The 23,027-nt window shown below is 64.8% G+C and carries 24 protein-coding genes; 11 read left to right on the top strand and 13 right to left on the bottom strand.

The features are described from left to right. Both NE609_RS04355 and NE609_RS04360 read left to right on the top strand, forming a co-directional pair. Positions 1–597, top strand: a 597-nt coding sequence (locus tag NE609_RS04355; RefSeq protein ID WP_256151860.1) for a hypothetical protein, incomplete at its 5' end; no start/stop codon positions are given. 151 nt (positions 598–748) lie between these two features. Next, a complete protein-coding gene (locus NE609_RS04360) occupies positions 749–1,306 on the top strand; it encodes a hypothetical protein (protein WP_121586251.1) in 558 nt (185 codons plus the stop codon). A gap of 120 nt (positions 1,307–1,426) precedes the next feature. Here the strand turns inward: NE609_RS04360 and ptsP are convergent, their stop codons facing one another. The 3 genes from ptsP to nagB are packed head-to-tail and all read right to left on the bottom strand — an operon-like array spanning position 1,427 to position 4,989. Continuing rightward, positions 1,427–3,091: a phosphoenolpyruvate--protein phosphotransferase gene (gene ptsP / locus NE609_RS04365; RefSeq protein WP_256151861.1), complete on the bottom strand. Its 1,665-nt coding sequence runs from the start codon at positions 3,089–3,091 to the stop codon at positions 1,427–1,429. A gap of 31 nt (positions 3,092–3,122) precedes the next feature. Continuing rightward, on the bottom strand, positions 3,123–4,226 hold the full coding sequence (nagA, locus tag NE609_RS04370) for an N-acetylglucosamine-6-phosphate deacetylase (protein ID WP_256151862.1): 1,104 nt from the start codon (positions 4,224–4,226) through the stop codon (positions 3,123–3,125). Positions 4,227–4,257: 31 nt separating this feature from the next. Then, positions 4,258–4,989 (bottom strand): glucosamine-6-phosphate deaminase, encoded by a 732-nt coding sequence (nagB, locus tag NE609_RS04375; protein WP_121586248.1) that lies wholly within the window; start codon positions 4,987–4,989, stop codon positions 4,258–4,260. A 349-nt stretch (positions 4,990–5,338) separates the two neighbouring features. On the opposite strand from nagB, the gene NE609_RS04380 reads away from it, so the two are divergent. From NE609_RS04380 to NE609_RS04415, 8 genes are all read left to right on the top strand, one after another. After that, positions 5,339–5,596, top strand: a complete 258-nt coding sequence (locus NE609_RS04380) for an HPr family phosphocarrier protein (RefSeq protein WP_121586247.1) — start codon at positions 5,339–5,341, stop codon at positions 5,594–5,596. 71 nt (positions 5,597–5,667) lie between these two features. Beyond that, positions 5,668–6,495, top strand: coding sequence for a PRD domain-containing protein (locus NE609_RS04385; protein WP_121586246.1), 828 nt, complete (start codon positions 5,668–5,670; stop codon positions 6,493–6,495). A 69-nt stretch (positions 6,496–6,564) separates the two neighbouring features. Next, complete coding sequence (gene nagE, locus NE609_RS04390) at positions 6,565–8,052, top strand: N-acetylglucosamine-specific PTS transporter subunit IIBC (protein ID WP_121586245.1); 1,488 nt, start codon at positions 6,565–6,567, stop codon at positions 8,050–8,052. 107 nt (positions 8,053–8,159) lie between these two features. Next, entirely contained in the window at positions 8,160–8,636 is a 477-nt protein-coding gene (locus NE609_RS04395; protein ID WP_101550395.1) for a PTS glucose transporter subunit IIA, read from the top strand. 29 nt (positions 8,637–8,665) lie between these two features. Beyond that, the gene (locus NE609_RS04400) at positions 8,666–9,415 is read left to right on the top strand and encodes a copper homeostasis protein CutC (protein WP_256151863.1); all 750 of its coding nucleotides are present in this window, start codon (positions 8,666–8,668) and stop codon (positions 9,413–9,415) included. A gap of 116 nt (positions 9,416–9,531) precedes the next feature. Beyond that, positions 9,532–9,699 carry a hypothetical protein gene (locus NE609_RS04405; RefSeq protein WP_256151864.1) on the top strand — a complete coding sequence of 56 codons (168 nt, stop codon included), beginning with the start codon at positions 9,532–9,534 and terminating at the stop codon, positions 9,697–9,699. Positions 9,700–9,760: 61 nt separating this feature from the next. Then, positions 9,761–9,952: a hypothetical protein gene (locus tag NE609_RS04410; RefSeq protein ID WP_121586242.1), complete on the top strand. Its 192-nt coding sequence runs from the start codon at positions 9,761–9,763 to the stop codon at positions 9,950–9,952. A 19-nt stretch (positions 9,953–9,971) separates the two neighbouring features. Next, positions 9,972–10,145: a hypothetical protein gene (locus NE609_RS04415; protein ID WP_158595568.1), complete on the top strand. Its 174-nt coding sequence runs from the start codon at positions 9,972–9,974 to the stop codon at positions 10,143–10,145. A gap of 50 nt (positions 10,146–10,195) precedes the next feature. Here NE609_RS04415 and NE609_RS04420 read toward each other — a convergent pair whose 3' ends face one another. Beyond that, a complete protein-coding gene (locus NE609_RS04420) occupies positions 10,196–11,179 on the bottom strand; it encodes a Gfo/Idh/MocA family protein (protein ID WP_256151865.1) in 984 nt (327 codons plus the stop codon). Between the two features lie 159 nt (positions 11,180–11,338). Here NE609_RS04420 and NE609_RS04425 point away from each other — a divergent pair, with 159 nt between their 5' ends. Beyond that, positions 11,339–12,241: a LysR substrate-binding domain-containing protein gene (locus NE609_RS04425; RefSeq protein WP_256151866.1), complete on the top strand. Its 903-nt coding sequence runs from the start codon at positions 11,339–11,341 to the stop codon at positions 12,239–12,241. A gap of 60 nt (positions 12,242–12,301) precedes the next feature. On the opposite strand, the gene asrC is transcribed toward NE609_RS04425, so the two are convergent. The 9 genes from asrC to NE609_RS04470 form a co-directional block, all read right to left on the bottom strand. Further along, the gene (gene asrC / locus NE609_RS04430) at positions 12,302–13,336 is read right to left on the bottom strand and encodes a sulfite reductase subunit C (RefSeq protein WP_121586238.1); all 1,035 of its coding nucleotides are present in this window, start codon (positions 13,334–13,336) and stop codon (positions 12,302–12,304) included. Positions 13,337–13,351: 15 nt separating this feature from the next. After that, a complete protein-coding gene (gene asrB, locus NE609_RS04435; protein ID WP_101550383.1) occupies positions 13,352–14,143 on the bottom strand; it encodes an anaerobic sulfite reductase subunit AsrB in 792 nt (263 codons plus the stop codon). Between the two features lie 16 nt (positions 14,144–14,159). After that, positions 14,160–15,194 carry an anaerobic sulfite reductase subunit AsrA gene (gene asrA / locus NE609_RS04440; RefSeq protein WP_256151867.1) on the bottom strand — a complete coding sequence of 345 codons (1,035 nt, stop codon included), beginning with the start codon at positions 15,192–15,194 and terminating at the stop codon, positions 14,160–14,162. 178 nt (positions 15,195–15,372) lie between these two features. Next, complete coding sequence (hemL, locus tag NE609_RS04445) at positions 15,373–16,647, bottom strand: glutamate-1-semialdehyde 2,1-aminomutase (protein ID WP_256151868.1); 1,275 nt, start codon at positions 16,645–16,647, stop codon at positions 15,373–15,375. Further along, positions 16,647–17,630, bottom strand: a complete 984-nt coding sequence (gene hemB / locus NE609_RS04450) for a porphobilinogen synthase (RefSeq protein WP_121586234.1) — start codon at positions 17,628–17,630, stop codon at positions 16,647–16,649. Before hemB ends, hemL begins: the two co-directional genes overlap by 1 nt. Then, positions 17,617–19,137, bottom strand: a complete 1,521-nt coding sequence (cobA, locus tag NE609_RS04455; protein WP_256151869.1) for a uroporphyrinogen-III C-methyltransferase — start codon at positions 19,135–19,137, stop codon at positions 17,617–17,619. The genes hemB and cobA overlap by 14 nt, the downstream gene beginning before the upstream one ends. Beyond that, on the bottom strand, positions 19,134–20,018 hold the full coding sequence (hemC, locus tag NE609_RS04460) for a hydroxymethylbilane synthase (RefSeq protein ID WP_256151870.1): 885 nt from the start codon (positions 20,016–20,018) through the stop codon (positions 19,134–19,136). The genes cobA and hemC overlap by 4 nt, the downstream gene beginning before the upstream one ends. Next, a complete protein-coding gene (locus NE609_RS04465) occupies positions 20,005–21,759 on the bottom strand; it encodes an NAD(P)-dependent oxidoreductase (RefSeq protein ID WP_256151871.1) in 1,755 nt (584 codons plus the stop codon). The genes hemC and NE609_RS04465 overlap by 14 nt, the downstream gene beginning before the upstream one ends. Positions 21,760–22,029: 270 nt before the next feature. After that, a complete protein-coding gene (locus NE609_RS04470) occupies positions 22,030–23,001 on the bottom strand; it encodes a carbohydrate kinase family protein (RefSeq protein WP_256151872.1) in 972 nt (323 codons plus the stop codon). Positions 23,002–23,027 lie beyond the last annotated feature (26 nt).

Here is a 23,027-nt window from a genome sequence, read left to right on the forward strand (position 1 = left end):
GATGATCAGCAGGGTTCCGATGATCAGCAGGGTTCCGATGATCAGCAGGGTTCCGGGGATCGGGACAGCGACAGCAAGGGCAACGAAAAACCGACCCTTGAGGAGCAGATCGAATCGCTCGAATCGAATATCCAGTCCTGCCGCGACGCGCGTTCCGAGCTCAAGCACAAGCTCGGCAGCGAGCTGATCGAGAAGGACGCGGCGCTCCGCTCCGCGGCGTTCCCAGCGCTTCTGTCGGACAATGCGATTACCGTATCCGCAAACGACGTGGAAATCAGCGGCAACATCTTCCAGTACGACCCGAGCAACGTCTATACCGTCACCTTCCACTATGTGAAGACCGGCGGAAGCAGCAATCCCGGCGGCGGCGGAAGCAGCGGCAGCGACCGCCCCGATACCCCCTCCACCCCGATCCTCAAGCCCAGGGATGAAACCGTCCCCGAAGGCCTCCTGACAATTGAGGATGAGGAAGTGCCTCTGTCCGCGCTCCCCACCAAGCAGGGCCCCAATACCGGCCGCGGCGGCGAACGCCATGCGAATCTCGCCGCGCTCACCCTCCTGCTCAGCGCCTTTGTCGGGCTGCTCAAGAAGAAATAACGGACTTATGAAAGCCGGGCGCGCAAGGATCGCGCGCCCGGCTTTTTCCATTTTTGTGCACATTTCATATAGACGAGCCCTTTCCTCTGCGGTATACTAGAAAAAATACAGATTATCAGGCCGCTTTGCGGCCAGAAGCGAGGAACTGTTTATGGATTCAACATACCTGCTGGCCTATGGGATGATGATGGTTTTGATCGTCATTGCCTTCATTGTCATCAATCAGGCCCACCAGAAGATCCGGCGGATGTGCGATCCGTTCGGCATCGCCTTTGCCGAGGCCGCCAACCACACCCTTTCCGGGCTGAGCTGCAAGCCCGCCACGGAAACGCTTGAGGACGGCGCCGTCCGGATGCTCCCCTTCGAACAGCAGTCCCCCGAGATGCAGGAGGTCCTGCGGCGCGGCTGCGACGCCTATGTGCGGGAACGGCACGAGACGATGCAGAACGCCCTGCGGCAGGTTCTGGAAGCCACCAAAGCCAACAGCCGCCAGAACAAGTTCTATTTCGGCGTGCTCAATGAAATCTACCGCGTGAACCTGCTTTTCTTTAACGGCTGCCATGACCTGTCCACCCTCGCGGATGAGGACGACCGTACAGAGTTTGGCCTCTACATCGACAACCAGGATTTCATCCGCGGGAACATCTCCAAGCGGATGACCACCGCCGGGCAGAAGCAGCTCGCCGCGCTCTGGGGCCGGCACGACTAGCCTGTTTTTCTCCCGTAAAGCAGCTTTACTTAACATGATCCTTGTAGCAACTGCAAAAGCGGCCCGCACAGCCATTGAGGCTTTGCGGGCCGCTTTGTTTTACTGTCAAGTAATTTGTCTTTACTCCATAAACGCCGCAAGCAGTTTTTCACGGACCTCCGCCACGTTCGTCTCCCGGACGCGGCGGCGCAGCTCGAGCACGTAGGGCGGCGAAACGGACAGCTCGTCGACCCCGATGGCGAGGAAGGTCTCGGTCAGCTCGGGGTCCGCGGCAAGCTCGCCGCAGATGCCCATCCAGATGCCCGCCTTGTGGGCGTTGTCCGCGACCAGCTTGATGAACCGCAGGATCGCCGGATGGTGCGCGTCGTAGAACCGTTCAAGCTTCTGGTTCTGACGGTCGATCGCCAGGGTGTACTGGGTCAGATCGTTGGTGCCGATGCTGAAGAAGTCCACCTCCGGCGCGAGCCGGTCGCTGATCATCGCCGCCGCGGGCGTCTCGATCATGATGCCCAGCTCGACCTCTTCGGAATAGGGGATGCCCGCCGCCTTCAGCTCCTCCCGCACCTCGGCGGCGATCCGCTTGATCTCGCGGACCTCCCACACGGAGGTGATCATCGGGAACATGATCGCGATGTTGCCGAACGCCGACGCGCGGTAGAGGGCGCGCAGCTGGGTCTTGAAGACGTCCTCCCGCGTCAGGCAGATACGGATGGCGCGGTAGCCCATCGCGGGATTGTCCTCCTTGGGCAGCTGAAAATAATCCACCTGCTTGTCGGCGCCGATATCGAGGGTGCGGATGACCACCCGCTTGCCGGCGGCCGTCTCCGCGACGGTGCGGTAGGCGGCGAACTGCTCCTCCTCGCTCGGGTAGCCGCTGCTCTCAAGGTAGAGGAACTCGCTGCGGAAGAGCCCGATGCCCCCCGCGTCGTTGGCGAGCACCGCGCCCATGTCGGAGGGGCTGCCGATGTTGGCGTAGATGAGCACCTTATGACCGTCGACCGTGACGTTTTCCTTGCCCCGCAGTTCCTGGAGCAGGCGGCGCTTGTCGTTCTCCTTCTCCCACTTTTCGCGCAGGGCCGCCGTCGTCTCCGCATCGGGGTCGACGTAAATCTGCCCGCAGAAGCCGTCCACGATGACCTCGCGGCCGTTATAGGCCTCCTCCAGCGCATCCCCCACGCCGATCACGGCGGGGATGTTCATCGTGCGCGCCAGGATCGCGGTGTGGGAGTTGGCCGAGCCGCGCTTGGTCACGAACGCGAGAATCTTGTTTTTGTCGAGCTGGACCGTCTCGCTCGGCGCGAGGTCGTCCGCCGCGATGACCACCGGCCCGGCCGAGTCGACCCCCGCGCTCTGCACGCCGCAGAGCACGTTCACCAGCCGCTCGGACACGTCCTTGACGTCCGCCGCGCGCCCCTGCATATAGGGGTCGTCCATCGCGGAAAACATCTGCGCGAAGTTATCCGCCGTCACGCCGACGGCGTACTCCGCGTTCACCCCCTGGGAGGTGATGATGTTGGTGACCGAATCGCAGTAGTCGAGGTCCTCGAGCATCATCTGGTGGATCTGGAAGATCATCGCGTTGGTCTCCCCCACCTCGACGAGCGCCTTCTGGTAGAGCGCCTCGAGCTGTTCGACGGCCTTTGTCTTCGCGTCCTCGAACCGGGCGATCTCCGCCTGCGGGTCGTCGACGCTACGGCGGTGGATGTTCTGCTGGCGGCGCTCATAGAACGCCAGCCTGCCGAACGCGATTCCGCCGAACACGCTCTTGCCGTTTAATACTATCATTCCTGCACCTCCCGAAGATTTCCCCGCCGGGTCAGAGCTGTTTTCCCTTCACATAGACCGCACGGATATTCAGCTCCCGGTCGGCCAGCACGAAGTTGGCGAGCTTTCCGGACGCGATCGAGCCCATGCGGCCGTCCTCGCCGATCGCTTTGGCGGGATTGATCGTGGCCATGCGGACGGCGCTCTCGAGCGGCACGCCGAATTTGACCGCGCAGCGCATGCAGTCGAAGAGGTTGGTCGCGGAGCCCGCGATCGTGCCGTCCGATAGGGTCGCGAGGTTGCCCTTGACGTCGACATGCTGGCCGCCGAGCGAATAGGCCCCGTCCGAAAGGCCGGTGGCCATCATGCTGTCGCTGATGAGCACGACCTTGTCGTCCCCGAGCAGCTTGACGGTCGCGCGCACAACCGCCGGGTGGATGTGCACCCCGTCGCAGATGAGCTCCGCCATCGCGCCGCTGTCCGCCACCGCGCCGACCACGCCGGGCGCGCGGTGGGAGAAGGGCGGCATCGCGTTGTAGAGGTGGATGGCGCGGGACGCGCCCCGCCGGAACGCCTCCATCGCCGTATCGTAGTCCGAGGTGGTGTGGGCCACCGCGACGGCGCAGTACCGCTTCGCCTCGTCGATGAACTCCATCGCGCCGGGCAGCTCGGGCGCGACGCAGGCGGTTTTGACCTTGCCGTCCGCCGCCTCCCACAGCCGCCGGAACATGCCGATGTCCGGCTCGCGCAGGAAGGCGCCGTTCTGCGCGCCCTTCTTGGCGGGATTGAAGAAGGGCCCCTCCATGTTGACGCCGAGGAACATCGCGCCGCCCCGGTAGGAGTAGCGCGCGGCGTTTTGGTAGATCGCGATGAGCGTCTCCTCCGCCAGCGTCATCGACGCGGGCGAGATGGCGGTCACGCCGTTTTTGCCCTCGTAGGCGGTGATTGCGTCGAGCGCCTCGTCGGTGCCGTCGCAGAAATCGTAGCCGTCGCAGCCGTGAAAATGGATATCGATCAGCCCGGGAAGCATGAGCAGCCCCGACGCGTCGACCGTACCGCCGCCTGCCGTTTCGGCGAACAGCTCCCCTTCCACCGCGACGTCCCGCTTTTCAAAGGCGAACCCTTCGGTATAGACCTGTGCGTTTTTGATAATCATCTGGAACCTCCGTCCCCGCGCCGCGGGGCTTTTACAGTTGGATTTTGGAGAGCGCCGCGCCGTCCGCCACGACGGTCACGTCGTTGTGGAGCTGGAGGATCGACGCGGGCACCGCCGGCGTAATCGGCCCGCAGAGCGCCGCGTACATCGCGTCCGCCTTGCCCGCCCCGCTGGCGACGAGCAGGATCTTTTTCGCCTGCATGATCGACTTGATACCCATCGAATAGGCGTAGCGGGGCACGTCGTCCCGGTTCTCGAAGAAGCGGGAGTTCGCCTCGATGGTGCTCTCGGTGAGCGCGACGCAGTGGGTCTCCTTCTCGAACGCCTCGCCCGGCTCGTTGAAGCCGATGTGGCCGTTCGCGCCGATGCCCAGGATCTGAAGATCGATGCCGCCCACGCTCTCGATGACCCGGTTGTATCGCGCGCACTCCTTTTCGCTGTCCGGCTCCATGCCGTTGGGGATGTGGGTGTTTTCCGGCCTGATGTTGATTCCCTTGAAGAAATGCTCGTTCATGTAGTAGTAATAGCTCTGGTCGCTCTCCCGCGGAAGGCCCTTGTACTCGTCGAGGTTGACCGACTTGACGGAAGAGAAGTCGATATCGCCCTTGTTGTACCAGTCGATCAGCTGGGCGTAGATGCCCTCGGGCGTCGAGCCGGTGGCCAGCCCGAGCACACAGTTGGGCTTCATGATCACCTGCGCGGAGACGATGTTGGCGGCCTTGCGGCTCATGTCGTGGTAGTCCTTCGCAACGTATATTCTCATGGTCGGTTCCCCCTTTTTTGCTGCGGCCCTGTCCGCGGGTCGCTTAGTTTCATTATAGTGGCTCCATTCGTCTTTACAAGGGCTCTTGTTTAAAAAAAGAATTTTTTAGGGATAAATCCACAATTTTTTATCCATTTTCTGTTATTGTTAACAAAATGTGTCCATAATATTGACAAAATATATCTCAGCTGTTAAACTGAAACCAAACAGAAGATGCAAAGTGATGTTACTGATGCGATCAGGCATAAGCTTTCGGACGATTGGTTGAATTGTTTGGAAAGTTTGTGCCTTTTATTTTTCCCCGATTTTCGCCGGTACATCCGCATCCGCTCAAAAGGAGGATCATTTCATGCAGACCTTTACCTACAAAATAAACGACGCCCTCGGCATCCACGCGCGCCCCGCCGGGCTGCTCGTCAAGTGCATCGCGTCCTTCCCCGCCGCGACCACCATCTCGGTGAACGGCAAGTCGGCCGACGGCAAGCGCCTCTTCGCGCTGATGGGGCTGGGCGTCAAGCAGAACGACGAGATCACCGTCGCCGTCGACGGCGAGCGGGAGGCCGAAGCCGCCGAGGCCATCAAAAAGTTCCTCACCGAAAACCTGTAAGTGCCGCGCCGCCGCAGGGCGGCGCGCGCGGTCGGCTTTCACGGGGGACGGCTTGAAGGAGGGCGCGCGGCATGCACTACAAAGTGCTGAAGGTCTATAACAACAACGTCGTCCTGGCCGAGGAGCCGGGCGGCAAGCAGATCGTGCTGATCGGCAAGGGCGTCGGGTTCGGTGCGCGCAAGGGCGACCTGATCAATGGCGACGATCCGGACAACAAGGTCTTTTCCATCCTGGACGAGAGCGTCAACCCCAGCGAGATCAAACGGCTCAACTACGACATCGAAAAGGTCGAGAAGGTGACCCAGGAGATCGTGGAGATCGCGCGCGAAAAGCTCGACATCACCAACGACAAGCTCTACGACGCCCTCTACGACCACATCGCGTTTGCGATCGAACGCCTCAAGATGGGGCTGCCGATCGACAACCCCTTCATCGGCGAGATCGCCATCATGTGCTCGCGGGAGTTCGAGGTCGCGGAGATCGCCGCCAAGCTCATCCGCAGGGAGGTCGACGTCGATATCGGCGAACCGGAAAAGGGCTTCATCGCCCTACATCTCTACTCCGCCCGCCGCAACAAGCACATCAATACCGCCATGAAAAACGCCCGGTTCTATAAACAGGCGGTGCTCGTGGTCGGACGGTGCTTCGGGCGAACCTTCGACACCAACTCCTCCGCCTGCAAAAACTTCCTGACCAGCCTCAACCGTCTGATCAGCTCCGCGCTGCGCGGCGCCCCGCTTGAGATGCCCGTCAAACAGTATGTCCGGTTGAGCATGGGAGAATACTACCGCGCCGCGCAGGCGGTCTCCGACCTGATGAAACGGGAGATCGGCGCGGAGCTTTCCGAAGACCACAAGGCGTTTCTGGCGGTCCACATCTGCCTGCTGGTCCAGATGTAGATTCCGGCTTTGTCTGTATACGGGGAATTCGCCCCGTACATAATAGATTCTGTTTTAGGAGGTAGACACATGGAAAAAACCACGTTCCTGCAAAAGCTCCAGAAGCTGGGCAAAGCGTTGATGCTGCCCATCGCCTCCCTTCCGGTCGCGGCTCTGCTGCTCCGCCTCGGACAGGGCGATCTGCTCAACCTGCCCTTCATCTCGGCGGCCGGTTCCGCGCTGTTCGACAACCTGCCGCTGCTCTTCGCGATCGGCGTCGCGATCGGCTTTGCGAAGGACAACAACGGCGCCGCGGGCCTCGCGGGCGCCATCGGCTTCTACGTCATGAACGGCACCGCGGGCGCGCTGTTCAGCTGGCTGGTCACTCCCGTCGCGGAGGGCGCCACCGGCCTGTTCGGTTCGGTCGGCGGCTTCGCCTGGGCGCAGAGCCTCTACGCCGGCGTCGCTTCGGTCAACATGGCGCACTTCGGCGGTATCATCGCGGGCGTCATAGCGGGCGTCGCCTACAACAAGTATAAGAGCGCCAAGCTGCCCGACTGGCTCGCCTTCTTCGGCGGCCGCCGCTTCGTCCCCATCATGACCGGCCTTTACACGCTGCTTGCCGGTATCGGCTTCGGCTTTGTCTGGCCGTTCATCCAGAAGATGCTTGACACCTTCGCCGGATTCCTCTCCAGCATCGGCGCGGCCGGCGCGGCAATCTATGGCTTCTTCAACCGCGTGCTGCTCTCCGTCGGCCTGCACCACGTGCTCAACTCCTACTTCTGGTTCAACTTCGGCGAGTTCGCCAAGCCTGACGGCACCGTGGTTCACGGCGACCTGACCCGCTTCTTCGCGGGCGACCCGACTGCCGGAAACTACATGGCCGGCTTCTTCCCGATCATGATGTTTGCGCTGCCGGCCGCCGCGCTTGCCATGTACTTCTGCGCGAAGAAGGAGAACAAGGCCGCCATCGGCGGCGCGATGATCTCCGTCGCGATCCCGGCGTTCCTCTGCGGCATCACCGAGCCGATCGAGTTCATGTTCATGTTCCTCGCTCCCGGCCTCTTCGTAATCCACGGCGTCCTGACCGGCGTTTCCATGGCGGTCAGCGTCATGCTCGGCATCAAGATGGGCTTCGGTTTCTCGGCCGGCCTCTTCGACATGGTCCTCAACTGGGGCATTTCCACCAAACCCGCCCTGTCGATCGTCATCGGCCTGATCATGGCGGTCATCTACTTCTTCCTGTTCGTCTTCGTCATCAAGAAGTTTGACCTCAAAACCCCCGGCCGCGAGGATGACGAGGAAACCGCGGACTTCGGTAAGCTGGCCGACGACATCGGCTTCGACGAGCTCGCCCAGAAATATATCGCGGTCCTCGGCGGCAAGGAAAACATCAAGGAGATCGAGAGCTGCATCACCCGCCTGCGCCTCGTCCTTGTCAGCAACAAGGAGATCGACGAGAAGGACCTCAAGGCTCTCGGCGCCTCGGGCGTGATGAAGGCTGGGACCCAGGTCACTCAGGTCATCGTCGGCATGAAGGCGGAGCTGCTCGTCGACGCGATGAAGAAGTTCCTCTGATCAAAACCGTATCCGTCTTTCGGATATCCCTCTCCGCCGCGGCGGAGAGGGATATCTTGCACTATCAAAAGCCCCGGCAGCGGGCAACAGTATAAGGAGAATAGGGTATGCTGAACTTTCTGAAAGGCAAACAACTTGAAATCGCGGCCCCGCTGACCGGGAAGGTGATCCCCGTGACCGAGGTCCCCGACCCCGTCTTTGCGGAAAAGGTGCTCGGGGACGGCATCGCCGTCGACCCGACCGAAGGAACGGTCTACTCCCCCGTCGACGGGACGATCTTCCAGATCGCCCACACCTTCCATGCGATGGGCATCGAGTCGGACGACGGCCTGGAGATCCTCGTCCACCTGGGCATCGACACCGTCAAGCTCGAGGGCAAGGGCTTCCAGAGCTTTGTCGAGGTCGGCCAGAAGGTCAAAAAGGGCGACAAGATCATGGAGATGGACATCGGCTTCATCAGGGAGCAGGGCCTTTCCCCGATGTCCCCCTGCATCATCACCAACCTTGACGCGATCAAGTCGATGACCGCCTGCCCCGGCCCCGCCGAGGGGGGCAGGACGGCGGCGATCACCTATAAGAAGTGAGACCCTCTTCTTCCCCAGGAGGCGTTCCCATGAAAAACCGCGTGTCCATTGAGCTTTGCTGCGGCTCGCTCGAGGACTGCAAACTGGCCGAACGCGTGGGCGCCGACCGGATCGAGCTGGTGTCCGCCCATCTGCTGGGCGGGCTTACCCCATCCGCCGGCCTCGTCGCCCTGGTCAAGGAGCAGGTTTCCCTGCCCGTCAGCGTCATGGTCCGTCCGCGCGGCGCGGGATTTTGCTATTCCGACGAGGACTTCTCCGTCATGTGCGAGGACGCGCGCCGCTTCTCCCGGATGGGGGCGGACGGCGTCGTCTTCGGCTTCCTGACCGCCGACGGCCGTCTCGATTACGAGCGGTGCGCGCGCTTCCTAGAATGTACCGGCGGCTGCGAGACGGTCTTCCACCGGGCCATCGACGTCACCGAAAACATGCTCGACGCCGCGTCGAAGCTCGTCTCCCTCGGGGTGACCCGCGTGCTGACGAGCGGCGGCTGCGCCGACGCGCTGACCGGCGCGCCCGCCATCCGCGCGATGCAGCAGATGTACGGAGACCGGATCCAGGTCCTCGCAGGGGGCGGCGTGCGCGCGGGCAACATCCTGCGCCTCGTCGAGGAAACGGGCGTTTCCCGCGTCCATCTGGGCGGCACCGCGCAGGTTTCCGACCCTTCGACCCTGCTGAACCCGACGCTGAATTTCGGGTCCTCCCTTCCGCCCTCCAACGACTGCTACCTCGCCGTCAATGAAACGACCGTGCGGGGAGTCATGCAGGTGCTCGGGCGGTAGTCATTCCGATTTACTCCCAATTCCATTCTCCGGCCCCCGCCGTTCCCTCCGTTCGGCGGGGGCCATTCATCTGTCCGCCCTCCCCCGCATATAAATCGGTATGGGAGGGATCCTTGATGAACTGTTCCGACTGCCCCGACCGGGAAAGCTGCGGCTGCCGCCCGGAAAACTGCCCCCGCTGCCGTTCCGGCGCGCCCGGATGCGACGGCTGCCTCGCGGTCTTTCTGATCGCGCTCATCATCTTCTTTTTGCTCTGCATCATCGGCAACCCCTGCCTGCTCTGAATTTCCGTCCCCTGCATGAAGGGCTCCGCCCCGCCCCATACTATAGGGCGAGGTGATGAACATGTCAAAAGTGAACGGGAGCTTCCCCACCGGACTCGACGCCCTGCTCCAGCGGGACGCGCGCGCCAAGCAGTATTACAGCGCTCTGCCGAGCTATGTGCAGGACCTGGTCCACCGCGGCGGGGAACGCATCCAGACGCAGGCCGAGCTGGAACGCTACGCGGGGAACATCCTCGAGGGGCTGTCCAAATAACCGTTTGGAGGCGATGGCCGTGACGGATACCAATCCCGCGCCGCGCGCCCTGCTCGACGCGCTCCCGCCCGGTCTGCGGCGGGAAATCCTTGAAGCGAACCTGCCGGCCGGCACGCCCGACGAGCTCTTCCGGACCGTCGAGCTGCTCGAATGCCAGCGCTTGCTCTGCGGCGGCGAGGACCCGCCCGCATAAAATAGGGGCCCCCGCCGAATGGCGGGCGCCCTGTTCCCGTTTTATCGCTATTACCGCGTTTCGTCGGCGGGGAAACGGATGCCGCACTGCCGCCGCGCCTCGTCCAGCAGCTCCATCGCGGCGATCGACCGGCGGCGGTGGGGCTCCTCTCCCCGGCCCGTCTCGGCCATCCTGAGGAACGCTTCCAGCTCGTGGCGCATGTCGTGCTCCGCCGTTTCCACCGGCAGGGGCGTCTCCCCGCCGCCGCCCCGCAGGGACAGGCGGAGATCCCCCAGGCGGCTGATGTCCCCCAGGAAGATGCTGCCGTCCTCCCCCTGGAGCTCGCTGCGGTCGTCCATGCCGCTGATCTTCGAGTAGAGCAGCTCGGCGGTCATCCCCCCGTAGGACGCGAGGATGGTGCCCGCGCCGTCCACCCCGTTTTCGAGCTTGACGCAGGCCGCCTGGATTCGTTCCGGCTCCCCGAAGAGGAGCAGCAGCAGGTGCACGCAGTAGACGCCGATGTCCATCAGCGCGCCGTTGGAGAGGGCGGGGTTGAAGGCGTTTTCGATGACGCCCGCGCGGAACCGGTCGTAGCGCGAGGAGTATTTGCAGAAGCTGAGCACCGCGCGCCGCACCTTGCCGATCCTCGGGAGCGCCTCGCGCAGCCGGTCGAGGGAGGGCAGAAACGCCGGGCGCATCGCCTCCAGAAGCAGCGTGCCGCTTTTATCCGCGGCGGCATACATCTCCCGGAGCTCGCGGGCGTTGGAGGCGGCGGGCTTTTCGCAGAGCACGTGCTTTCCCGCGCGGAGCATCCTCACCGCCTGCGCGCGGTGCAGAGCGTTGGGGCTCGCGATGTAGACCGCGTCCACCTCCTGGCAGGCGGCCAGCTCGTCGAGGTCTGTGAAGACCCCGGGCGCGCCCCACTTGGCGGCGTATTCCCTCCCGCGATCCCGCGTGCGGGAGCAGACCGCCTCCAGCCGAAACCCCGGGACCTCCCCCGCTGCCGTCAGGAGCCGGTCGGTGATGAAATTGGTGCCGATTACAGCAAATCGCATGACGAGTTCCCCCTGTCCGTCTTTTTCGTTCGCTTCCCTTACACTGTACCTCATTTCCCCGGGAATTCCAATCCCCTCCGCGCAATTTTGCATTGGGATTTGATGCCGGGGCCGAAAGGTGCTATGATAGGATCAATGTACAGAGGGGAGTGACTGAGGTTGTTCGAGGAACTGCGGACCTTTGTGGAGGTGGCGGAGAGCAAGAACTTCACGCGCACGGCGCAGAAGCTGAATTTCTCCCAGCCCACCGTCAGCCAGCAGGTCAAGAAGGTGGAGATCTTTTTCGGCGGGACAAGCCTGCTCACCCGTTCGGCCGTCTCCCGGCAGATCGAGCTGACCGAGGCGGGCGAGGCGGTTTACCGCTGCGCCAAAAAGGTGCTCGGCACCCTGGAGGACACCTTCGGGGAGCTCGACCAGATCCGGCACAGCGCCGCCGTCCAACGCCTCGAGATCGGCGCGAGCATGACGATCGGCGACCATATGCTTCCCAGGGTCCTGGCGGCTTTCTGCGGGCGGTATCCCGACGTGCGCGCGGGGGTGCTGGTCGGCAACACCCGCGAGGTCTGCGACGCGCTCGAGGACGGGCGGATCGACGTGGGGCTCATCGAGGGGCGGGACATCCCCCACAGCTTCCAGCGCACCGACTTCTATACCGACCACCTCGTGCTTGCCGCCTCCCCCGCCCTCGCGGTGGAGCTTGGGGACGCCAGCCCCGGCAGGCTGGGCAAGGTACTGTGGATCACCCGCGAGCAGGGCTCCGGCACCGAGCAGTACCTCGACAGCTTCATCTCCTCCAACCACATCCGCGTGGAGAACCGCATCGAATACAACTCCAATTTTGCCATCAAGGAGGTCGTCAAGCAGGGGCTCGGCGTCTGCTTCCTCTCCCGGCTCGTCATGCTCGACGAGCTGCGCAGTGGCGAACTGGTCGAGCTGCCCGTCCGCAGCTCCTACACCCGCGATTTTTCCTACATCCTTCCGAATGACCGACCCCTCCCCGACCCCGCCGGGGCCTTCCTCGACCTTCTCGGCGAGGTCTGCGCCACCTTTTCGGGGGGCTGACCGGCGCCAAAAAAGCCTCCCGCGCGTATGCGCGGGAGGCTTTTTCCGGCAGGCGGCCCATTATTTTCGCGGGCCCGCCTTGGGGTGCTCGGAAAGCGGGATCACGTTGATCTGGGCGCGGTACTCGGTCTCTGTCCACAGGATGCGCTGCGCCACCGTCGCCTCGGGGTTCAGCGTGACGCCCTCGAGCATCATCTCCTTGAACTTGTCGTAGCCGGCCATGTCGATCAGGTGGCCGCCGTGCATATAGACGGGCTGGTGGTCCAGCACCCAGGCGGAAAACTTCTGCCAGTTGCCGATGACCGCGAGGAGGACGTCCTCGGTGACCCAGTTGAGGAAGGTCTTGCCCATACGGGGGGACTGCTTGCCCGTGCGCCCGCCCACCAGCACGCGGAAGAATTTGGTGGGTCTGCGGGTCCACGCGCCCGCGGGGCAGACGGTCGCGCACTCGCCGCAGCCGACGCAGCAGCAGGTGTCCTTGGCGATCTTTTTGTCCTCGGTGAAGGAGAGCACGCCGGTCGCGTGCTTTTTGCACGCGTCGATGCACATGCCGCAGCCGATGCACCGCTCATAGTGGTAGACCATCTTGGAGATGCCGACGATGCCGAAATCGTTGAAGTGGCCCTTGCCGCAGTCGTTCGGGCAGCCCGAGAGGGACATCTTGATGTGGTAGTGGCTCGGGAAGACGAGCGGTTCCAGCTTGCGGGCGAGGTCCTGGGTGTTGTAGTTGGCGAGGATGCAGTGGGTGTTGCCGATGCAGGCCATGATGTTGCGGGAGCCGATCGTCGGATAGCCCGCGTCGGTCTCCATGTCGACGTCGCACATGTCGCACTCGACCTCTTCGAGGTACTCGGAGATGTAGTCGTTGACCGCCGGGATGTCCTCGTATTTGACGCCCGGCACGTTGAGGGTGTGGCGCATGCCGACGTGGAAATTGCCGTTGCCCCACGTCTGGCAGATATACTGGACCCGCTCGAGGTGCTTTGCGCTGATCATCGAGCCGGGGACCCGCATCTGGAGCATGAATTCGCCCGGCACCTTCGACTGCCGCCAGCAGTTCTTCTGGAGTTTTTTAATGTTGATATCCTGGTTCATCCGCTTGTTCCCTCCTCAATCCAACAGGTCTTTGGCGACCGTATAGTTGAATACGGGGCCTTCCAGGCAGACATAGGTCTCGTCGATGCGGCAGTGCCCGCATTTGCCCACGGCGCAGGACATTTTGCGCTCGAAGGAGACCCAGATCTTTTCGTCCGGGATGCCGAGCTTTTTGCATTCCAGACCGCAGAAGTGCATCATGACGGGCGGGCCGACGATGATCACCGCGTAATCGTCCCCGAAGGAGTCGAACGGCACCTTCGAGATGTGGGTGGTGACGAGCCCCGTCTCCCACCCCTCGCACACCTGGCTGTCGAGGGTGTAGATCGCGCGGAATTTCTCCGCCCAGCGTCTGAGGTCGGGGCGGAAGAGGATGCAGTCCTCATTTTTGTAGCCGCAGATGAGGTCGACGCTCTTCACGAAGTCCGGCTCGGCGGCGCATTTGTTGAGCAGGCTGCGCACCGGCGAAACGCCCGTGCCGCCCGCGACGACGACGAGGTGCTTGCCGCGCAGCTCGTCGATCGGCCAGCCCTTTCCGTAGGGGCCGCGCACGAAAAGCTCGTCGCCCGGCTGGAGGGAGAACAGCTGGTCGGTCACCTTGCCGACCGAGCGGATGGTGAACTCCATCCACCCCTCCCCGAAATTGCTCACCGATATGGGGCACTCGCCGACGCGCGGGAGGGAGAGCTGAAAGAACTGCCCGTGCTGGGGACGCATATCCGTCTCAATCCGGAAGGTGTATTCCAGATTGGTCTCCCGGATGATATCCAGAATCTGATGGGGTTTCGGCATGACGGGATTGTTCATCGGTATCCTCCTTCTTTCACTGGCGTTCGGCGGCGACGATCTCTTTGATCGCGGCGGCCATCTTGTTGATGGTGGCGGGGAACGAGATGAACTTCGGGCATCTCGCGCTGCACCGCCCGCAGCCCACGCACATGTGAAAATCGCCGAAACGGGCCTTGTAGTCGTGCACCTTATGTAGGACGCGGTAGCGCATCCGGTCGGCCGGGGTCGTGCGGAACTCATGCCCGCCCGCCATGCAGTCGAAGCCCGCCACCTGGCAGGAGGCCGCCACGCGGCGGCGTTCGCCCGCGTGGGCGTTTTCGTCGTAGATTTTGTCCACCGTGGTGAAGCAGGTGCAGGTGCTGCACGCGACGGTGCAGCTTCCGCAGCTGATGCAGCGGTCGTTGAACTCCTGCCACATCGGGTGCTTTTTGAGCTTGTTGAGCACGTCCTTATTGGGGATCTCGGGGATTTCCACGGTGAAATCGTTCTGCTCGATGAACCGGACCTCGAACGGCTCCTCCCGGTTCCCGGCGAAATGGGGGGCCAGCTCGGGGTCGGGGACCGTGAAGAGCAGGCCGTTTTCGTCGTGCCGGACGGCGGCAGAATAGTCGTTCGTGCGGTTGGCACCCATCGAGACGCAGAAGCAGGTGTCCCACCCCTCGGTGCACTCCATCAGCACAAAGCGCACCCGGTCGCGCACCCGCTGGTAGAACACGTCGGCGATGCCGCCGTTCTCCAGGTAGATTTTGTCCTGGTGCTCAAACGCGTTGATGTCGCAGGGGCGCAGGAAGATGAGGAGCTTTTTGGCGCCCGTGCGGCTCTCGCGGTATTCGTCCTCGGTAAAGTAAAAAATGGTCTGGGTGATCGGGCTGACGACCTCCTTGGCCGAAAAGTCCGATTTGCGGTCCCAGACGATCTCCTCGGCCCGTTTTACCCGGTCGTACCGGACAATGTCCGTATCGGAATAACGGCCCTGTTTCTCAAACAGCTTCGGCGCGTAGATCTCATACTCCGCCGACAGTTTCCGGAAGAGCTCGTCTGCCTCCGGATAGCTCAAGCGATATCCCATCTGTTTTCTTCCGCCTTTCCTCGTTGGATGGAGCGTCCCCGGACGGCACGGCTCCCTTTGTGAATAGTATAACATAGTTAACAATATGCTTGCCAATTGAAAAAATGAATCGGATGGCCAGGGTTTTGCAATGGAAAGGGCCGACGCGGTTTCCCGCGGCGGCCCTTTCCGGTCCCGTTCAGTTTTTTTCCGTGCGGAAAAAATCCGCGATGCAGGCCGCAAGGGCGTCCACATCCCCCTCGGTGTGCGCGTCCGAGAGGAAGAGCGCCTCGAACTGGCTGGGCGCGGTGTAGATCCCCCGTTCGAGCAAAAACCGGAAGCAGCGCGCGAACCGCGCGGTGTCGGCCGCCTTCGCCGTCGTGTAATCGACGACCGGGCCGGGGGTAAAAAAGAGGCAGCAGAGCGACCCCGCGCCCGTCACCGCGCAGCCGGGCGCGGCCTCCCGCAGCCCGGCGCGCAGCCTCCGGCCGAGGCTTTCGATATGCGCGTAGACCTCCGGGTGCTCCCGCAGATAACGGAGCTGGGCAAGCCCCGCCGCCATCGCGACGGGATTGCCGCTGAGGGTGCCCGCCTGGTAGACGCTCCCCACCGGCGCGACCCGCTCCATGATCTCCCGCCGCCCGCCGTAGGCGCCCACCGGCATCCCCGCGCCGATGATCTTGCCGTAGGTGACGAGGTCGGCCTCGACGCCGTACCGCTCCTGCGCGCCGCCGAACGCCAGGCGGAAGCCGGTGATCACCTCGTCGAAGATGAGCGCCGCGCCGTTTTCGTCGCAGAGCCGCCGCAGCCCCTTCAAAAAGCCCCCGGCGGGCTCCACCACGCCCATATTGGCGGCGACAGGCTCGACGATGACCGCCGCGATCTTCCCCGGGTTCTCCGCGAAAAGCAGCTCCACGCTCTCAAGGTCGTTATAGGCGGCGGTCAGCGTGTCGCCGGCGCAGGCCGCGGGCACCCCCGCGCTGTCCGGCACCCCCGCCGTCATCACGCCCGAGCCCGCCTTGACGAGCATCGCGTCGCTGTGGCCGTGGTAGCAGCCCGCGAATTTGACGAGCTTGTCCCGGCCGGTGAAGCCGCGCGCCGCGCGCACCGCGCTCATGACCGCCTCGGTGCCCGAATTGACCATCCGCACCAGCTCGACCGACGGGGCCGCCCCGCAGACGAGCTCCGCCATCTCCACCTCGCGCTCGGTCGCCGCGCCGAAGCTGAGGCCGTCCTTCACCGCGCGCTCGACCGCCTCGCGCACCACGGGATGGTTGTGCCCGAGGATCATCGGCCCCCACGAGCCGACGTAATCGGTGTATGCACGCCCGTCCGCGTCGTATATTTTCTGCCGGTCGGCGCGGGAGATGAAGCGCGGCGTCATCCCCACCGAGCCGAACGCCCGCACCGGGCTGTTGACCCCGCCGGGGATGACCCTTTTCGCCCGCTCGAACAGCTCCTCCGAACGTCCCATCAGCCGATCCTCCCCTCGTCGATCCAGCCCGCGAGCTCCTTGGCGTAGTAGGTGATGAGGATGTCCGCGCCCGCGCGGAAGACGGACACCGCCGCCTCGCAGGCGACCGCCGCCTCATCGATGAGGCCCGCCTTCCCCGCCGCCCGGATCATCGCGTATTCCCCGCTGACGCTGTAGGCGGCCAGCGGCAGGTCGAACCGCGACTTGACCTCGCGCACCACGTCGAGATAGGAGAGCGCGGGCTTCACCATCAGGACGTCCGCCCCCTGCTCCACGTCGAGGGCCGCCTCCCGGACCGCTTCCCGGACGTTGTGGTAATCCATCTGGTAGCCCCGCCGGTCGCCGAAGGCGGGCGCCGAACCCGCCGCGTCGCGGAAGGGCCCGTAGAAGGCGGAGGCGTATTTGACCGCGTAGGACATGATCGGCGTGTCGGAAAAGCCCGCGCCGTCGAGCGCCCGGCGCAGCGCGAGAATCCGGCCGTCCATCATGTCGGAGGGCGCGACCATGTCCGCGCCCGCGCGCGCGTGGGAGAGGGCGGTCTTGGCAAGCACCTCAAGGGTCCTGTCGTTGTCGACCTCCCGGCCGTTCAAAATGCCGCAGTGCCCGTGGGAGGTGTATTCGCACATGCACACGTCGGTGATGAGATAGAGTTCGGGAAAGTCCCGTTTGGCCAGCCGCAGCGCCTGCTGCACCGCGCCCTCGTCGTCCCACGCGCCCGAGCCGCATTCGTCCTTATGCGCGGGCAGCCCGAAGAGCAGCACGGCGGGCACTCCCGCCTCCCGCACCTTTTCAAGCTCCACATGCAGCATGTCGGGGCTGTAGCGGAACTGCCCGTCGAGCGAGGGGATCGGCTCGGCGATCCCCCGCCCCTCCTTGACGAAGATTGGATAGACCAGCGCGGATTTCGACACCCGCGTCTCCCGCACCAGCCCGCGGACGGCCGGGGTTTTCCGCAGCCTTCTCGGCCTCTCAATAAGTTCCATATCCCTTACGCTCCTTCTCACTCAGTTCCGCCATCCGGTCTGCCATCGCGTCGATCGACGGCTCCGAGGCGGTCTCCACCCACATCCCGTATTCCCGCGCGGCCGCGGCGGTCGATTCCCCGATGCACACCGCGCGTACCTTCCGGTAATCCCGTTTCCCGAGCGTCTCTGCGAACCCCCGAACGGTCGACGCGCTCGTGAACGCCACATAGTCGATCTCCCCCGCGTCGAGCAGCTCCGCCGCGCGCTTCGCGTCCGGATGGGCGTAACGCGTCTCGTAGAGCGGGAGATCGTCATAGGAGATCCCCGCCGCGTCGAGCGCGCGCGTCAGTTCGGGCGAGCCCTGCCTCGCGCGGCAGATGAGCACCCGCTCCCCGGCGGCGCGTTCCGCCAGCGCCGCGCCGAGCGCGGCGGCGTAGGCGCGATCGGGCAGGAGCGCGGGCAGCAGCCCGTGCTCCTCGAGCGCCCCGGCGGTCGACGGGCCGATCGCGGCCAGCCGCACCCCGCCCAGCCGCCGCAGGTCGAAGCGGGTTTCGCGCAGGTGCTCCAGGAAGACGCGCACCCCCGTCGGGCTCGTGAAGACGAGCCAGCCGTATTCGCCGATCCGCGCGAGCGCCTCGTCAAGCGCCGGATTCGGCGCGACCGGCTCCGTCACGATCGACGGCAGCTCCAAGACCTCGGCGCCCAGCGCGCGCAGCTTCGCGGTCATGCGGGAGGCCAGCTTTCGCGGGCGGGTGACGATCACCCGCCTGCCGCCGAGCGGGCGCTTCTCCGCCCAGGAGAACCGCTCCGCCAATGCGCAGACCTCCCCCACGACGATGACCGCCGGGGTCCCGACCTCCGCTTCCCGTGCCTTTTGGGGCAGGGTTTCGACCGTTCCGGAAATCCGCCGCTGGCGGGCCGTGGTCCCCCGCTCCAAAACCGCGGCGGGCGTGGCCGGATCGATACCGCCGCCGAGCAGTCCCGCGCAGAGCTCCTCCAGCGCGGCGACCCCCATCAAAAAGACCAGCGTGCCGCCCAAGCGGACGAGCGCCCGATAGTCGGTGCGCGCGCCCGGCGATTTTTTCGTGTGGCCGGTGATGATGTGCACCGACGAGCAGCAGTCCCGGTGGGTCACGGGGATGCCCGCGTAGGCGGGCACCGCGACGGCCGAGGTCACGCCCGGCACCACCTCGAAGGGGACGCCCCGCTCCGCGAGCAGCTCGAGCTCCTCGCCGCCCCGCCCGAAGAGGAAGGGGTCCCCGCCCTTGAGCCGCACGACGGTATGCCCCTCGAGCGCCTCCCGCAGCAGGATGCGGTTAATCTCCTCCTGCGGCACCGGATGGTTCCCCGCGTGCTTGCCCACGTCGACACGGCGGGTTTCGGGCGGAATCAGCCCGAGCACCTCCCCGCCCACGAGCGCGTCGTACACCACCACGTCGGCGGTTTGCAGCAGTTCATAACCCTTGAGGGTCAGCAGTCCCGCGTCGGACGGGCCCGCGCCGACCAGATAGACCTTTCCGCTCATACCCGCCTCCTCATCCGTTCGGCCAACAGGACGCCGAGCTTTTCCGCGTCCGTCCGGCTGCCGGTCATGCGTTCGACCGTATGGCTCCCGTCCGCCTCCCGGCAGTAGAGACCGGTCAGCCGAAGCTCCTGCCCGTGAAGCTCCGCGTAGGCGGCGATGGGGGAGGAACAGCCCCCGTCGAGCGCGCGCACAAAGGCGCGTTCCGCGAGCCCCGCAGCCCGCGAATTTTCGTCGTCGGCGCAGCTGAGGAAGGAGGCGTCCTCCCCCGCCCTCCCCTGCACCGCCAAAATCCCCTGGCCCGCCGCCGGGAGCATTTCATCGGTGGAAAAGACCCGGCTGACGCGGTTTTCCAGCCCGAGGCGCAGGATGCCCGAATAGGCCAGCACCAGCGCGGAAAACTGCCCGCCGTCCAGCTTGGAGAGGCAGGTCTGGATGTTGCCGCGCACGCTTTCCACCCGCATCCCGGGAAAGAGGCCTCCCAATTGGAGCGCACGGCGCGGACTCGACGAGCCGAGCGGCTTTTCCGGGTCCAGGCGGTCCGCGCCCTCCGGCAGAACCAGCACGTCGCGCGGGTCGGCACGGCGGGAATAGGCCAGGATGGGCAGCCCTTCCGGCTGCTCCATCGGCAGGTCCTTGAGGCTATGTACCGCGAAATCGATGCGGCCCTCCAGGAGCGCGCGGTCAAGCTCCTTTACGAAAAGGCCTTTGCCGCCCACCCGGTCGAGCGGGCGGTCGAGAATCAAGTCGCCCGTCGTTTTCATCGTCACGAGCTCCAGCTCCCAGTCGGGATGCGCCCGGCGGATCGCATCCATCACCAGTTCGCTCTGGATGACCGCGAGTCTGCTCTCCCTGCTGCCAAAGCGGATCTTACGTCGCCGCATCCGCCGTCACCTCCTTTGGAATCCATTCCTCCATCCGCGCGCGGAGACTGTCCGCCGCGGCCTTTGCCAGCGCGTGGTTCGTCCCGCTGGCGGTCACCCCGACGACGAGCGCGTCCCGTCGTACGACCGCCGGGAAAAAGAAGTCGCACTCCCCCGGCGCGTCGCAGACGTTCGCCGGGATGCCCAGCCGCCGGGCTTCCTCCCCGACCGCGTGATTGGTTTCCCGGTCGTCGGTCGCCGCGAGCACAAGGTCGAAGCCCGCGCAGTCGCCCGCCCGGAAGGCGCGGCGGACGATCCGCGCGCCGAGCGCCTCGATCTCCGGGGAGATGTCCGGCGCGATCACCGTGAGGGAACAGCCGAAGGGGGCGAGCGCCTTCGCGCGGCGCGCCGCGACGCGGCCGCCGCCCACGAGGGCGATTTTGCTGTTCGTCAGATCGACGAACAGCGGAAAACGCGGAGCGTTTTCCGTCCCTCCGGCCGCGGGCCGAGGGACAAAATCGCCCGGCCCCGCGGGTTCGGCGCGCCCTCCGGCGGCCAGATGCAGCGCGTCCATACAGGGCTGCCACAGCTCGGACGGCAGCGTCTCCCGCAGGCCGAAGAGCAGCCTGTCGACCGTCTTTTCCGCCGAAGCCCGCAGCCTGTCGAGGAGATCCTCCTCCGCCTCCCCGGAGAGTCCGAGGCCGCGCACAGTCTTTTCCACCCGGCCCATAAAGTCCCGCGCGGCAAGCTCGCCGGTCTCCCTTGCCGCGGGCACCACCGCGCGAAAGCCATACCACCGCGCGAACTCCGCAAGGCCGTCCGCGAGGATCTCCCGCGCCCGCGTCAGAGCGGCTTCATCGCGGCGGGCGTCCGCCCCGCCGCAGATCCCGTCGGTGTCGTAAACCCGCGCCCCCGGCAGGGATGCGATCGCCGGGTCGATGTCCCGGGGCACCGCGAGATCGCAGAATACCGTCGGCCCCGCGAGAGCGGGCCCGACCTCCGCCGCGCGCAGCGTATAGTGTGGGCTGGCGGTCGCGCTGACCACCAGGCGCACCCGCGGCAGGAGGGAGAGCCGCTCCTCATAGGAAACCGCCTCCACGCCGTCCGGCAGAGAAACCTCCCCGTGGCGGTAGCGGCGCACCGTCATCGAGACGCGGCACCCGGCCTCCACAAGCCGCCGCGCCGCGAGCCGCCCCATCTCTCCGTTTCCGATCACCAGGCAGGGCGTACCCGCGAGCGGTCCCATGACGCCCTTCAAAAACGCCTCCATCCGCACCGCCACCGACTGGTCCGCCTCCGTCAGGCGGACGGCCGTTTTGACCTTCTTGGCCGAGGTGACGGCCGACCGGAAGAGGGTTTCCAGCACCGCGTCGGCCGCGCCCGCCTCCCGGGCGAGGGAGAGGGCGGTCCCGACCTGGGTCAAAATCTGGTCCTCTCCGAAGACCTGGGATTTCATCCCGCACGCGAGCTGGAAGAGATGTTCCGCTGCCTCAAGGCCCTCGCGGCGGACAAAGCAGTCCCGGTGCGCGCCGGGCTCCGCGCCCCTGAGCGCGCAGAGCAGCTCATAGGGTTCGAGCGAAGCGCGCCCGCTCAACCACAGCTCGGTGCGGTTGCAGGTGGAGAGAAGGACGCACCCCTTTGCGCCAAACTCCCGGCAGGCGCGCGCCGCCGCCTCGGACGCGGCCGAAGCGGTCATCGCGAACCGCTCCCGTACCCCGACCGGGGCGCGGGAGCTGTCGATCCCGGCCATCCGTATTTCCAAACCGACTCCTCCATCCTCCGCCGCGCCCCATACAAAACGCCATCCGGCAGCGCGTCGCTTCCGAATGGCGTGGGACTGTGCGGCAAACAACCATTTGTAATGCCTTAAATTTTATCGGAATCCGGCTCAAAAGTCAAGCTGTACCGCTTTTCCATACAATTATAATATATAGCGCTTTCCATTCGTTTTATGAATAGAATGCCGGACGGCCCGGAAAAGAACCAGAGGGAATCCCACCTGCGGGATTCCCTCTGGATATCCGGTGTGTAATCAGCCGACTCCGGCACACACCTTTTCTTCCATTCCGTCGAACGGCACGGCGCCCTTTTGCGAGATTGCCCGCGCGGCGAGCGCGTTTCCCGCTCGAAGCCAGTCCTCCGGTTTTTCACCGCGCAGGTAGGACGCGAGAAATCCCGCGTTGAAGGCGTCTCCCGCGCCCGTTGTATCCAGCGGGGTCACCTCGGCGGCAGGGATATGCCAGCGTCCGGTTTCGGCGTATCCGCCGCGGATTCCGAGCGCCGACCCCTCCGCGCCCAGCTTGAGCGCGGCGATCGGCACCCTGCGCAGCAGCGCATCCAGACCGGCGCCCGTTTCCCAAACGCCGGTGATCGCCTGCATCTCCCGCCGGTTCGGCAGCAGGATATCGGTTACAGCGAGCGCCTCCCGCAGGATATCGGGCGGGACATTTTCGATATTGGGGGAGGCGTCGAGCGCGACCAGCCCGCCCGCCCGCCGCGTCATCCCGGCGGCCTCGACCGCAAAGCGCGCCTGCGCCGCGTCGGCCAGCAGGTATCCGGAGAGCAGCAGCACCCGGACGGTTTGCAGCGTCTGCCGGAGCGCGGCGGTCAATTCCAGCGGTTCGCCCGCCGCGCCGCGAAAGGATAGCATCGTCCGTTCGCTACGGTCGTCTATGATCGTCACGGTATAGCCGGTGTCGTCGCCGTACTGCATGCAGCTCAGGTCCAGACCGGCGTTCCGCATCCGTTCCTCGACACGACGGCCCGCCGCGTCCTTCCCGATCCGTCCGCAGAAACCGCACCGGATCCCCAACAGTGCAAGGGAAAACGCGGTGTTCGCCGCGGATCCGCCCGGGCTGCAGCTCGACATCAGGATTTTGACGTCCCCGCCCCTCTGCGGGAACCGGTCAACCCAGTACTGGTAATCCATCAGCACGTCGCCGATCGCAAGCACCTCCGGCCCGGCCGTTTTATTCATGCCGCCGGACGGCGTCTTCAGCCCCATCCTCCGGCCCCCTTTCCCATTTTGCC

The organism is Anaerotruncus sp. DFI.9.16 (assembly GCF_024461615.1).
In the GTDB taxonomy this organism is placed as follows: domain Bacteria; phylum Bacillota; class Clostridia; order Oscillospirales; family Ruminococcaceae; genus Anaerotruncus; species Anaerotruncus massiliensis.